The 13231-nt window shown below is 32.3% G+C and carries 13 protein-coding genes; 5 read left to right on the top strand and 8 right to left on the bottom strand.

Annotated elements, in window-relative coordinates; translation table 11 throughout:
• Positions 1-212: 212 nt before the first annotated feature.
• From AC3WQX_RS10740 to AC3WQX_RS10715, 6 genes are all read right to left on the bottom strand, one after another.
• On the bottom strand, positions 213-515 hold the full coding sequence (locus AC3WQX_RS10740; RefSeq protein ID WP_002435940.1) for a YerC/YecD family TrpR-related protein: 303 nt from the start codon (positions 513-515) through the stop codon (positions 213-215).
• A 123-nt stretch (positions 516-638) separates the two neighbouring features.
• A complete protein-coding gene (purB, locus tag AC3WQX_RS10735; RefSeq protein WP_002435899.1) occupies positions 639-1934 on the bottom strand; it encodes an adenylosuccinate lyase in 1296 nt (431 codons plus the stop codon).
• A gap of 281 nt (positions 1935-2215) precedes the next feature.
• Complete coding sequence (locus AC3WQX_RS10730) at positions 2216-2395, bottom strand: NETI motif-containing protein (protein WP_002469715.1); 180 nt, start codon at positions 2393-2395, stop codon at positions 2216-2218.
• Positions 2379-3005: a DUF2179 domain-containing protein gene (locus AC3WQX_RS10725; RefSeq protein WP_002453623.1), complete on the bottom strand. Its 627-nt coding sequence runs from the start codon at positions 3003-3005 to the stop codon at positions 2379-2381. The genes AC3WQX_RS10730 and AC3WQX_RS10725 overlap by 17 nt, the downstream gene beginning before the upstream one ends.
• A gap of 85 nt (positions 3006-3090) precedes the next feature.
• The gene (nadE, locus tag AC3WQX_RS10720; protein WP_023350018.1) at positions 3091-3912 is read right to left on the bottom strand and encodes an NAD(+) synthase; all 822 of its coding nucleotides are present in this window, start codon (positions 3910-3912) and stop codon (positions 3091-3093) included.
• Complete coding sequence (locus AC3WQX_RS10715; protein WP_002435958.1) at positions 3905-5374, bottom strand: nicotinate phosphoribosyltransferase; 1470 nt, start codon at positions 5372-5374, stop codon at positions 3905-3907. Before AC3WQX_RS10715 ends, nadE begins: the two co-directional genes overlap by 8 nt.
• A gap of 207 nt (positions 5375-5581) precedes the next feature.
• On the opposite strand from AC3WQX_RS10715, the gene AC3WQX_RS10710 reads away from it, so the two are divergent.
• Both AC3WQX_RS10710 and AC3WQX_RS10705 read left to right on the top strand, forming a co-directional pair.
• Positions 5582-6649 (top strand): nitric oxide synthase oxygenase, encoded by a 1068-nt coding sequence (locus tag AC3WQX_RS10710; protein ID WP_023350017.1) that lies wholly within the window; start codon positions 5582-5584, stop codon positions 6647-6649.
• 17 nt (positions 6650-6666) lie between these two features.
• The gene (locus AC3WQX_RS10705) at positions 6667-7470 is read left to right on the top strand and encodes a prephenate dehydratase (RefSeq protein ID WP_023350016.1); all 804 of its coding nucleotides are present in this window, start codon (positions 6667-6669) and stop codon (positions 7468-7470) included.
• Between the two features lie 108 nt (positions 7471-7578).
• On the opposite strand, the gene AC3WQX_RS10700 is transcribed toward AC3WQX_RS10705, so the two are convergent.
• Complete coding sequence (locus tag AC3WQX_RS10700) at positions 7579-8664, bottom strand: glycosyl hydrolase family 28-related protein (RefSeq protein WP_002469717.1); 1086 nt, start codon at positions 8662-8664, stop codon at positions 7579-7581.
• 198 nt (positions 8665-8862) lie between these two features.
• Between AC3WQX_RS10700 and AC3WQX_RS10695 the strand changes: the two genes are divergently transcribed.
• The 3 genes from AC3WQX_RS10695 (at position 8863) to AC3WQX_RS10685 (ending at position 11972) form a co-directional block, all read left to right on the top strand.
• Entirely contained in the window at positions 8863-9417 is a 555-nt protein-coding gene (locus AC3WQX_RS10695) for a cysteine hydrolase family protein (protein WP_002435937.1), read from the top strand.
• A gap of 54 nt (positions 9418-9471) precedes the next feature.
• Positions 9472-10398: a manganese-dependent inorganic pyrophosphatase gene (locus AC3WQX_RS10690; protein WP_002435938.1), complete on the top strand. Its 927-nt coding sequence runs from the start codon at positions 9472-9474 to the stop codon at positions 10396-10398.
• Positions 10399-10592: 194 nt separating this feature from the next.
• Complete coding sequence (locus tag AC3WQX_RS10685) at positions 10593-11972, top strand: aldehyde dehydrogenase (protein WP_002435896.1); 1380 nt, start codon at positions 10593-10595, stop codon at positions 11970-11972.
• 128 nt (positions 11973-12100) lie between these two features.
• On the opposite strand, the gene pglS is transcribed toward AC3WQX_RS10685, so the two are convergent.
• Entirely contained in the window at positions 12101-13129 is a 1029-nt protein-coding gene (gene pglS, locus AC3WQX_RS10680; protein ID WP_023350015.1) for a 6-phosphogluconolactonase, read from the bottom strand.
• Positions 13130-13231: the final 102 nt, after the last annotated feature.

The following is a 13231-nucleotide window of genomic DNA, read 5'->3' as shown; positions in this document are numbered from 1 at the left end:
GATAAAACTTAATGATTTTAAAGATAACTGAATCTTAGATTTTTCAAAGTTAAATCTTTATATCTTGCACATCTTGATAATATATTTGATTAACCACTTATTACCACAAATATTAAAAAGACTTCAAAAAGTGGATTAACACTTCTTGAAGCCTAAATATATAAAACATAAAAATTAATTCTTAGAACATTTACTAAATCATTCAAATGCTTTTATGACTTTGTTTCTATATTAAGTCTATCTAAAATCATAGTATATGCATCATTACCCCATTGTAACGAACGCTTAACTCTAGATATCGTTGCAGTTGATGCACCAGATTCGTCTTCAATCGTTGCATACGTATAACCTTGTTTAATCATTTTAGCAACTTGAAGTCTCTGAGATAGCGACTGTATTTCATTCACAGTGCATAAATCATCGAAAAACTGATAGCATTCTTCTCTATTTTCTAGCGCTAGGATCGCATCAAATAATTCATCCAATGCTTGCCCACGTAATTTTTCAATTTGCATCTCGAACAACCCCTATACACTTATTATTTTATCATTTTAACGTACTAATTAGTTAAAGTGTAGTAGATTCAATGAAAAAAGTATAGGATTTAAGTCGCATTTATCACATTTAGTTTATCATTTTTATTCTAATCCAGCACGCTCGAAAATTGTATCAACTTGATTAAGATGGTGTTTAGGATTGAAACACTCGTCCAATTCTTCTTTAGATAGAACATTTGTGATGGTATCGTCTTGTTCAATTAATTCTCTAAATGGTGTTTTAGTTTCCCAAGATTCCATTGCTTTTGGTTGAACTTTATCATAGGCTTCTTCCCTAACCATTCCCTTATTAATTAAAGCTAATAATACACGTTGTGAGAAAATCAAACCAAATGTTTTATCAATGTTAGTTCTCATATTATCTTCAAATACAGTAAGGCGATCTACAATATTTGTGAATCGGTTTAATGCATAATCTAAAGCAATTGTTACATCTGGTAACATGATTCTTTCTGCAGATGAATGAGAAATATCTCGCTCATGCCAAAGAGGTACATTTTCATATGCTGTAGTAATATATCCACGAATTACTCGTGAAATACCTGTAATATTTTCAGAACCAATAGGGTTACGTTTATGCGGCATAGCCGATGAACCCTTTTGTCCTTTAGCGAAAGCTTCTTCTACTTCACGTGTTTCTGTTTTTTGTAGGTTACGGATTTCCACTGCAAATTTCTCTAAGGAAGTAGCAATTAACGCTAGAGTAGCAATATAGTATGCATGTCGATCTCTTTGTAATGTTTGAGTAGAAACTGGTGCAGTATCAATGCCTAAGTGCTTACAAACATATGCTTCAATTTCGGGAGGAATATTAGCAAATGTACCTACTGCACCACTCATTTTACCCACTTCAATCTCTTTACGCACTTCTTTAAAGCGTTTAAGGTTACGTTTCATTTCTGTATACCAAAGTGCCATTTTAACACCGAAAGTAGTCGGTTCAGCATGGACACCATGTGTGCGCCCCATCATTAATGTATATTTATAATTCTTAGCCTTATTAGCTAATACTTCAATAAATCTTTCTAAGTCTTTCTCAATAATTTCATTCGCTTGTTTAACAACAAAGCTTAATGCGGTATCTACAACATCTGTTGAAGTAAGACCATAGTGAACCCATTTTCTTTCTTCACCAAGCGTTTCAGACACTTGTCTTGTAAAAGCTACAACATCATGACGTGTTTCCAGTTCAATTTCTTTTGCACGATCAACGTCAACTTTAGCATTTTCACGAATTTTTTTGACATCTTCTTTAGGGATATATCCTAATTCACTCCATGCCTCGCATGCTAATATTTCTACTTCTAACCATGCCTCATAGCGATTTTGATCTGTCCAAATTTTAGACATTTCTTCTCTTGAATAGCGTTCAATCATTCTTTAATAACTCCAATCGTATGTATTATTGCAGATTTTAAAAACTGTACATTAAACTTGATTTTTTCAAAAAAGTTCGTATTTAACTCGTTGGTTATAGTTTAACAAAACTATAGCTAAATGTATAAATGTTTTTTCCTTATATTCATATTTTATTGTAATTACTTTAGAAACTCAATTAACTATAAAAAAAGAGTAGAATAGATATCTGACTTTCAAAACAAATATCCGTTCTACTCAAAATTTTAAAAAGCACCACAATTGAAATTTGCATTATGGATTTAATTAATAGGTTTACCCACAAAAATTATATCCTGTTTGAGCACTTCTATACTTCCATCTTTATTTTCTTTATAGACTGGTTTTTCCATTCTACGAGTTGGCATAAAACCTTCTTCGCGCATACGAGCTAAGCAATCAGCAATGGTCTCATTATCTTCAACTTTAAACTTTTTGCTCATTTGTCTTCGCACTTTCTAATTCTTCATGTTCTACTACAACATCTAGATGTTCTGGCTCGTAAGCTTTAAGTTTACGTCTGCGTACCCCTTTAACCCAGAATCCACCATGAATATTTCTAGGTTCATAAGCAATGATAAACGCTTTAGGGTCAAGGTTTTTTATGGTATCCATAAGCTTAAATTCATATTTACGTGGCGTTAAAATTTGCATAACCATTCGACTACCATCACGTCCAAACGCTTCATAGTGAGTTACACCATAACCTAAATTTCTTAATTCATTAGGTAAATCTAATTCATACTCTGACGAAGTCACATTGACTACGGTATAACCTAACGCTAGTTTTTCTTCTATCTTCATACCAACGATGATTCCAACTGAGAAGCCTAATGCATATGCAAAAATGTTTTGGATTTGATCTAAACTAGACATAACTAATCCTAAACCAACAACATATACAAGTACCTCAAGGAAACTTACCACTGCAGCAATGTAACGATAGCCTTTCAATGTTAAAATGGTTCTCATCGTCAAGAATGTGACATAACAGACATTGATTACAAATATGGCCAATACCATTAGCCATGGATTATGAGCGATTGCCGACATATTATTCCTCTTTTCTAACTATAAATCCAAATCATTTTACCAGTCACACATTATTTTGTCACTAAGAATAATTTTATTTCAAATTTTAGTTTTTAGGCCAAGTATATCTAGTATATGCAAGTTCACGTTTGTGCGCATTTCTAACATAATGTTTCTCAATAGTTTCTCGCGCTTCAGAGGGTATATCTTTACCTTCGAGATAATCATCTATTTGATCATAAGTCACACCTAGAGCTTCCTCATCAGGTAATTGTGGCTTATCATCTTCTAAGTCTGCAGTTGGTACTTTCTCATATAAATGTTTTGGTGCATTTAAATACTTTAATAACTGCTTACCTTGTCTTTTGTCCAATCCAAAAATTGGAGCAATATCAGCCGCACCATCACCATATTTAGTATAGAAACCAGTAATGTTCTCAGCAGAATGATCAGTTCCAACAACGATTCCACTTTGGTTTGAAGCAATCGAAAATTGAACTTTCATACGTTCTCGAGCTTTTTCATTTCCTCTTTGAAAATCTGTCAATTCGATACCCGCTTCCTTAAGAGATTGGACGCTTTGGTCTACTGCAGGTTTGATATTAACTATAACTGTTTCATCAGGTTCTATAAATTGCAGTGCATCTTCTACTTCATCAGCATCCTTTTGTACACCATACGGTAATTTAACTGCTATAAACTTACATTCACGTCCCTCAGAGCGTAATTCATTTACAGCTAACTGTACAATTTTTCCTGTTAATGTAGAATCTTGTCCTCCAGAAATTCCAAGTACTAGCGATTTAATAAAAGAATGAGATTGAACATAAGACTTAATGAAATGTTTGATTTCATTTACTTCTTTTTCACTATCAATCTGTTGTTTAACTTTCATTTCTTTAACAACAATATCTTGTAATTTACTCATGATCTTCCTCCATCTCTTTAACACGTTCTGCTACTTCAAAGATACGTTTATGTTTGTTTTCCCAACATTTAGCACTTAAATCTACAGGATATTCTTGAGGGTTTAAGTAACGCTTATTTTCCTCCCAAAGTGTATCTAAACTTTTAGTTAAATATGCCTGAGCTTCACGTTCGCTAGGAAGTTGATATACTAACTTACCAGCTTCAAAGATGGTATGATGTAAATCTTTCGCTTCAAATGATTTAATAAATTTCATTTTATACGTATGTACTGGATGGAATAGTTTGAGAGGTTTTTCAGTTGATGGATCTTCTCCTTCAAGCGTAATATAGTCACCTTCTGCTTTTCCAGTCTTTTTATTAATAATGCGATAGACATTCTTCTTACCAGGAGTTGTTACTTTTTCAGCATTATTAGAAAGCTTGATTCTATCACTAAAAGTACCATCCTCCGTTTCAATGGCTACTAGTTTGTATACTGCACCGAGTGCAGGTTGATCATAACCAGTAATTAATTTAGTTCCCACACCCCATGCGTCCACTTTAGCTCCTTGTGCTTTCAAACTTGTTATTGTTTGCTCATCCAAATCATTTGAAGCAATAATTTTAGCTTCTGTGAAGCCAGCTTCGTCTAACATACGTCTTGCCTCTTTAGATAAATAAGCAATATCTCCAGAATCTAATCTAATTCCAATAAAGTTGATAGTGTCACCCAACTCTTTAGCTACTTTTATTGCTGTAGGCACGCCCGATTTTAATGTATGGAAAGTATCTACCAAAAAGACGCAATTTTTATGTCGTTCAGCATATTTTTTAAATGCTGTATACTCCTCACCATATGTTTGAACTAATGCATGCGCATGCGTACCTGAAACTGGTATATCGAATAGCTTACCCGCTCTTACATTACTAGTTGAGTCAAATCCACCAATAAAGGCTGCGCGAGCCCCCCACAAGCCAGCATCAATTTCTTGACCTCTTCTAGTTCCAAATTCCATCAATGTATCATTCATAGCGATTTGTCTGATTCTACTCGCCTTAGTCGCTATAAGTGTGTGGAAATTAATTATATTTAATAAAATTGTTTCAATAAGTTGAGCTTGAATTAAAGGAGCCTCAACTCTTATTAATGGCTCATTACCGAAACATAATTCCCCCTCTTGCATAGAGCGAATATTACCTGTAAATTTTAAATTCTTTAGATAACTTAGAAAATCATCTTTATAGCCTATTGTTTTTAAATAGTCTATATCAGCATCAGAGAAACCAAAATTCTCTATAAAGTCAATTACACGTTTTAAACCATTAAAAACCGCATAACCACTGTTGAAAGGCATGTTTCTAAAATATAAATCAAAAATAGCAGTTCTTTCGTGAATGCCGTCATTCCAGTAGCTTTCCGCCATATTAATTTGATATAAGTCATTTTGTAGCATTAAGCTGTCATCTTTAAATTGGTACACTCAAATCTCTCCAATCAACCGAGTCATTTACGACTAGTTTATCATAATTCACATTGTGAAAGTAAACGACTTACCTAAGAAGTCAGAATGTTATAATAGTTTTTAAATTTGGTTGTCACAAAACTCTAAACGACAAATTCATGACAATTGAATATTTTAACTGAGTATTTTTAAAACCTCGATTATAATACGGATGAGGTGTTTTAAATGTTATTAGATGAAGCTAAATCATTTATTCAAACCATGTTTAATGAATTAAATTATAGCTCAAGTGAAACTCAACAAAGACTTAATGAAATTGAAGAAGAAATTAAAGAGACAGGAAGCTACACCCATACTTATGAAGAATTAGTATATGGATCGAAAATGGCATGGAGAAATTCTAATCGTTGTATTGGGAGACTATTTTGGGAATCTCTAAATGTGGAAGATGCGCGTCATGTTGAAAATGAAGAAGAATTCATTGATACAATTCACCAACATATAAATAAAGCGACTAATAATGGTAAAATCAAGCCACTTATTACAATTTATTCACCCAAAAATGGCCCAAAAATATATAATAATCAGCTTATTCGTTATGCAGGTTATGACAAAGCAGGAGATCCATCTGAGAAAAAAGTGACACGATTGGCTCAACATTTAGGATGGAGCAGTGAGGGTACAGATTTCGATATATTACCTTTGATATATCAAATGCCTAATGAAGCACTAAAATTTCATGAGTATCCAAAACATCTTATTAAAGAGGTACCTATATTTCATGACCAGTATCCAAAATTAGCACATTTAAATTTAAAATGGTATGCAGTGCCAATCATTTCCAATATGGATTTAAAAATTGGCGGAATCATTTATCCTACTGCACCGTTTAATGGATGGTATATGGTAACTGAGATAGGTGTACGTAATTTCATAGATACTTATCGTTATAATCTTTTAGAAAAAGTTGCAGAAGCCTTCGAATTTGATACACTTAAAAATAATTCATTTAATAAGGATCGAGCACTTTTAGAATTAAACTATGCCGTATATCATTCCTTTAAAGCTGAGGGCGTTTCTATTGTCGACCATTTAACTGCCTCAAAGCAGTTTGAAATGTTTGAACGAGATGAACTAAAGCATGATAGACACGTGACTGGTAAATGGTCATGGTTAGCACCACCTTTATCGCCAACGTTAACATCTAACTATCATCATGGTTATGATAATACGATGCGATCAACTAATTTCTACTATAAAAAGAATGAACCTATGAAGTGCCCTTTTCATTAAAATTATAGGGGTGAAACATGCGATTATATTATTTAGGACCTAAGGGAACTTTCTCTTATCTCGCTTCACAAAAACTTATTTTAGAAAATGATATCGAATATTTAGCTAAGTCAAACCTTCACGAAGTGATTAAAGCAGTCTCAAGTGACGATAACTCAATCGGTATCGTGCCCATAGAAAATTCTATCGAAGGTACGATTAACATCGTAGCTGACGCATTAGCTGAACAAAAAATTTATGCTCATGGTGAAATTCACTTAGATATTGATTTTGCATTGTATGGCTATCCTTCTGATAGTTTACATGACATTAAAAAAGTCTACTCAATCGCGCCTGCTATCAGTCAAACAACCAATTATATACACCAACATCAATTTCTGTACGATTATACAGACAGTACAATTCAAAGTTTAGATAAAATAGCCAAAGGTATAGGTGCTATTGCGCCTTTAGGTAGTGGAGAAACTTATGGATATCAACCTATTGATTTGCATATTCAAGATTATCCGCATAATGTCACACGCTTTTTAATTGTTAAAAATCACACACACTTTGAAGATGATACTAATACAACCATGTTCTTAATTACCCCTCAGTATGATAAACCTGGTTTGTTAGCGAGCGTATTAAATACTTTTGCATTATTTAATATCAACCTCTCATGGATTGAATCACGACCTTTAAAAACTCAATTGGGAATGTACCGCTTCTTCGTACAAGCAGACACACCTGTAACCAACGATGTTAATAAAGTAATTACTATTTTAAAAACGTTAGATTTTACAGTAAATTTAATAGGTTCGTTTAATAAAAGATTTTAGAAATTCAAATATTTAAATAACCCGCTAAACAAAAGTTATTTAGCGGGTTTATTGTTTAATTTATTTATTTTTTAATGATGCTTAAGATTTATTAATATATTTGCATAGCTATTCGACATTAATTTTTTCGACTTTTAAAAATTCCTCTTCCTGATTAAGAGTTAGATCTTTTATATCCTCTAGATGTAGAGTTTGCGTTGAATCATCGAAATGATTACCTGCTATAAATACATGTTGATGTTTCACATCATTATAACTCCTTATATGAACTGCATCTCTCTCCATCTTTCCTGTAAAGGTATTACCAATCACATTGAAATTTTCCCCTGCTTGTGTACCCATAACTTGACCTGTTTGAGGGTCTGCTGCATTTTTACCATCTTTCACGCCAAGAAATCGTATACCACCATTACATGATTTGAATTCATTTTTTGAAATAAATGTATTCTTAGACTTTAGCGGTGTTAAAGCAAATTCTTTCAGTTTATCAAACACATTATTTCTAATATGAATATTGTCATAAAATTTATTATAGCGACTTGCGTGTGAACCTATTGCACGATTCCATGCTTTCATTTTCGGATGATCAGAATTACCAAAATAACAATTCTCTATAACAACATTCTTAGTAATCGTACCATCAGTTGTGCCGAATTTAGGAAATGCACCTGGCACTTGAATGTCTAATTGAACTGCTTCTGAAAATGAACGATCTCCATCTATGTCGAGAAAACCCTCGAATGAACAATCTGTAATATGTAAGCCATTTAAACCACATGCATCTAATGCATGTCCACCCACTATATTTTTAAAGGTTACGCCTATAAGTTGAATATCTTCAGCATGACCTATACTCATAGCAGTATTGTTGTATGGAAAGTCGCCCCCATTCATATCAAACGTGCCACCTTTAATATAAATATGACTATTTCCAGAATATTTATGGTAAAAAATATAAGGTTTACCATTTTTTAGCAATGCATCTTTCCCTACTCGCAAAAGAACTGCCTCATCATCGAGTAGCAACGTTGTAGAATCATAAATGACCAAAGCTTTTCTAATATGATATGTACCTTTTGGGATAAAAACAGTGTGTTTACCTTTTTTGGCATAATTTAATGCTTTTTGAATTGCTCTTGTGTCTTTATATTTATTTTCTCCAGTTAAACCAAATTCCCTGGCATTAATGAACATTCGGTAATCCCCCCGTTTTATTAAAAAATAATGATTGTATGCTTGATGTGAACTCTATATACTAAAGTTATATTTCATTAATGATATTGTATTTATTTTAAAAATTAATTTTAGTATAAATACACATCAAAAAGTCTTATTTATATATAAATATACCAATATAGTGCTTTTTAAACACATTAGAGGGAGGATGTTTTAATGAATAAAAACGCACTAATTATAGTGGATTATTCTATTGATTTTATTGCGAATGATGGAAAACTTACTTGTGGGAAGCCTGGTCAAGAAATAGAGGATTATATTTTAAGTAGAATTGAAACGTATCTTGACCATCAAGAAGATATCTTTTTTACAATGGATGTCCATTATGAGAATGACCTGTACCACCCTGAGACACAACTTTTTCCACCTCATAACATTTATGGAACAAATGGCCGTAGTTTATATGGAAAAGTTGGTGAAATATACGAGAAAAACAAGCATAATTCACAAGTCCATTACTTGGATAAAACAAGATATGATTCATTTTATGGTACACCATTAGATAGTTTGTTGAGAGAACGTGATATTAAAAATGTAGAAATTGTAGGTGTTTGCACGGATATATGTGTGTTACATACAGCGATTTCAGCCTATAACTTAGGTTATAACGTCACAATTCCAAGCCGAGGTGTAGCATCCTTTAACCAAGAAGGGCATATTTGGGCACTAGCGCATTTCCAAAACTCACTAGGTGCTAAGGTAGAAGATTAAACTAAAATCATGCTAAAATGTGATTAAATATAAATGAATAAGGAGATATTGAAAATGACAAAAACTTTTATTTTTGGGCACAAAAATCCAGATACAGATGCAATTTCTTCAGCTATTATCATGGCTGATTTTGAACAACAAACTGGTAACTCTGAAGCAAAAGCTTACCGATTAGGTGAAGTTAGTGCTGAGACACAATACGCTTTAGATTACTTTAAAGTAGAAGCCCCAGAATTATTATCTGAAGACTTAAATAATGAAGATGTTATTTTAGTTGACCATAACGAATTTCAACAAAGTGCTGATTCAATCGCTGACGCATCTGTAAGACACGTGATTGATCACCACCGTATCGCAAATTTCGAAACAGCTTCCCCACTTTATTACAGAGCTGAACCAGTGGGATGTACTGCTACTATTTTATACAAAATGTATAAAGAACGTGGATTTGAAATTAAACCTGAAATTGCTGGTTTAATGATTTCAGCTATAATTTCAGATAGCTTATTATTTAAATCACCTACATGTACTGAAGAAGATGTTAACGCAGCTCAAGCATTAAAAGAAATTGCCAATGTTGATTTAGATAGCTATGGTTTAGATATGCTAAAAGCTGGTGCTTCTACTACTGATAAATCTGCAGAAACCCTATTAGGTATGGATGCTAAATCATTTACTATGGGCGACTATGTCACTCGTATCGCACAAGTTAACACTGTAGATATCGACGAAGTACTTAACCGTAAAGATGAATTAGAAAAAGTAATGTTAGAGATAAGCGCAAACGAAAAATATGACTTATTCGTACTTGTAGTAACTGATATTATTAACAGTGATTCTAAAATTTTAGTTGTCGGTGCTGAAAAAGATAAAGTAGGCGAAGCATTTAATGTTCAATTAGATGATGGTATGGCCTTCTTATCTGGCGTAGTTTCTCGTAAGAAACAAGTGGTACCTCAAATTACTGAAGTATTATCATAATTATTTGAATTAATTTTAAATGAATTTGGGAGCATTTTAAAATGCTCCTTTTTTTATTATAAAAAATAACATTAATAGAGCTTTTTTGGGGTATAAATTTGTTAAGTGTCTTATTGTTTTCCTAATTAAAAATTCAAGTGAGTACATAGACCTCTTTTACTACCATAAAAATTTCAGGGAGGTAAAACTTTAAAATGAACGATATTGAACAACAATTTAATATTAGCAAGCAATTTTTCAAAACAAATAAAACTAAAGATTTAAAATTTAGGAAGCACCAATTAAAAGCTTTAAGTAAAAGTATCAAAAATCATGAACAAGCTTTACTAGAAGCACTTAATAAAGATTTAGGAAAAAGCAAAGTAGAAGCTTATGCTACAGAAATTGGTATATTACTAAAAAGCATTAAACTTGCCAGAAAAGAACTAAAAAATTGGGCTAAAACTAAACAAGTTGAAACACCGCTTTATTTATTTCCAACTAAAAGTTATATCAAAAACGAACCCTACGGTACTGTTTTAATTATTGGTCCCTTTAATTATCCTGTACAGCTAGTATTCGAACCTTTAATTGGAGCCATCGCTGCAGGTAATACTGCCATTGTTAAACCCTCTGAACTTACCCCTAACGTAGCAGAAGTAATTCAAGATATAATTCAAGAAACTTTTGAAGAGAATTATATTTCAGTTGTGAAAGGTGGCATTGAGGAAACTCAAACATTAATTCATTTACCGTTCGACTATATGTTTTTCACTGGTAGCGAAAAAGTTGGTCAAATCATCTATGAATCGGCTGCTAAAAATCTGGTACCTGTTACTTTAGAGTTAGGTGGTAAATCTCCAGTCATTATTGACCAAACTGCAAATTTAAAAGTCGCTAGTGAAAGAATTAGTTTCGGAAAATTTACGAATGCAGGACAAACATGCGTAGCACCTGATTATATACTAATTGATCGAAAAGTTAAAAATGATTTTATTAAAGCACTAAAACAAACAATTACAGAATTTTATGGGGAAAACATCAAAGAAAGTCCTGATTTTGGAAGAATTGTTAATCAAAAACATTTCAACCGCTTAAATGAATTATTAGAAACTCATGAGAGTAAAACTATTTTCGGTGGTAAAAGCTTTGAAGAAGATTTATATATTGAACCTACATTAATAGACAATGTTAATCTACAAGATAAAGTTATGCAGGAAGAGATTTTTGGTCCTATTCTACCAATTATTACTTATGATGATTTCGATGAGGCAATTCAAATTATTCAGAGTAAATCTAAACCTTTAAGTTTATATCTTTTTAGTGAGGATGAAAATTCTACACACCGCGTATTAGAGGAATTATCATTCGGTGGCGGAGCTATAAATGATACACTTATGCATTTAGCAAATCCTAATTTACCATTTGGTGGCATTGGGGCTTCAGGTATCGGTCAATATCATGGCAAATATTCTTTTGATACCTTTAGTCATATGAAATCATATACATTTAAATCTACACGTTTAGAATCAAGTATCTATTTCCCGCCTTATAAAGGCAAATTTAAATATATTAAAGCCTTCTTTAAAAATTAAATAATTAACTATAATAACGCTCCATATGTAATTTGGTGTGAATGCATTTCTGAAAGGTAAAATTTTAGTGTACCTTTTAGAATGGCATCGCTTATTAAGCTTATTAATTACATATGGAGCTTGATCATTTAGAATAAGACGCAAACACCTTCAGGTGCACTTTCGTGGTCATCAATAAATTCAAGTTTTCCTGTGACACTATCTCTTTTAAACACAGTTACTTTAGACTCACCTTCTTGATGAGCACATACTACAAAGTTATCATCCGGCGTAATATTAAAATCTCTAGGAAATTCATCTTTAGTCGGTTGAATATCCACCATTTTTAATGATTTTCCGTTATTAACAACTTCGTAAATAGCTATGCTATCATGACCTCTATTACTTACATATAAATGTTTCTGATCATGAGATAATCTTACCGCAGCTAATTTCGATTCTTCTTTAAAATCTTGAGGTATTGTAAGATGTCTCTCAATTTCTTTAAATTCACCATCATTATATTCAGTTACACTTACATAATTAGATAATTCGTGAACTACATATGCGTATTTACCATCTTTACTAAAAGTAATGTGCCTTGTGCCATCCGCTTCTTTAAATTGTGAAACAGCATATTCTTTTAAACCTTGGTCACCATATGTATAAGCAACAATTCTATCTGAGCCTAAATCGGTTGCTACTACATATTTATTATCTGGCGTTTCATTTAAAAAATGGACATGCGGGGATTCCTGCCTTTCATGTGGACCTGTTGGATATTCATGTTCAATTTCTTCAATAAGTTTTTCAATTTCTCCAGTATCATTATTTAACTTATAAATTCGTGCAATTCCAGCACCATAAACAGCTTCAAATAAATAATTGTTATCACTTGAAATTTGTATATAACATCCTGTTCCATTTTTAGATGCTAAACATTTATTAATTAGTTCTAAATCACCATTTTGCATTATTTTGAAGCTTGCTACACCACAATTTTCATTTTCTTTAGTAATGGCGTATAAATAGTTTTCATTTCTAGTTAAATATGTAGACGCCTCTATTTCATAACCTGTTTGAACTTCTTTTATTGTCCCTTTTAAATCTTCTAATTCGAAACGGTAAATTCCCTTACCATTTTGCTTAGTATAAGAACCAATATATCCAATAGTCATATTTATCCCTCCGTAAAATTAATCATTATTGGTTTAATTTTAACTATAAGTGTCAGCGATTTACAATTAAAACTTTTGCACTTTCCTCTATAGAAAAAATAT

This window comes from Staphylococcus sp. FW104-15G4D (genome assembly GCF_058790135.1).
This window is presented reverse-complemented; position numbering and strand designations above follow the sequence as displayed.

Bases quoted from the DNA above. Each gene is read 5' to 3' on its own strand.
- AC3WQX_RS10730 (WP_002469715.1), bottom strand. From the start codon at position 2,395: ATGAGCAAAAAGTTTAAAGTTGAAGATAATGAGACCATTGCTGATTGC.
- AC3WQX_RS10700 (WP_002469717.1), bottom strand. From the start codon at position 8,664: ATGTTCATTAATGCCAGGGAATTTGGTTTAACTGGAGAAAATAAATAT.
- AC3WQX_RS10725 (WP_002453623.1), bottom strand. From the start codon at position 3,005: ATGTCGGCAATCGCTCATAATCCATGGCTAATGGTATTGGCCATATTT.
- pglS (WP_023350015.1), bottom strand. From the start codon at position 13,129: ATGACTATTGGATATATTGGTTCTTATACTAAGCAAAATGGTAAGGGA.
- AC3WQX_RS10705 (WP_023350016.1), top strand. From the start codon at position 6,667: ATGCGATTATATTATTTAGGACCTAAGGGAACTTTCTCTTATCTCGCT.
- AC3WQX_RS10710 (WP_023350017.1), top strand. From the start codon at position 5,582: ATGTTATTAGATGAAGCTAAATCATTTATTCAAACCATGTTTAATGAA.
- AC3WQX_RS10740 (WP_002435940.1), bottom strand. From the start codon at position 515: ATGCAAATTGAAAAATTACGTGGGCAAGCATTGGATGAATTATTTGAT.
- AC3WQX_RS10690 (WP_002435938.1), top strand. From the start codon at position 9,472: ATGACAAAAACTTTTATTTTTGGGCACAAAAATCCAGATACAGATGCA.
- AC3WQX_RS10685 (WP_002435896.1), top strand. From the start codon at position 10,593: ATGAACGATATTGAACAACAATTTAATATTAGCAAGCAATTTTTCAAA.
- nadE (WP_023350018.1), bottom strand. From the start codon at position 3,912: ATGAGTAAATTACAAGATATTGTTGTTAAAGAAATGAAAGTTAAACAA.
- AC3WQX_RS10695 (WP_002435937.1), top strand. From the start codon at position 8,863: ATGAATAAAAACGCACTAATTATAGTGGATTATTCTATTGATTTTATT.
- purB (WP_002435899.1), bottom strand. From the start codon at position 1,934: ATGATTGAACGCTATTCAAGAGAAGAAATGTCTAAAATTTGGACAGAT.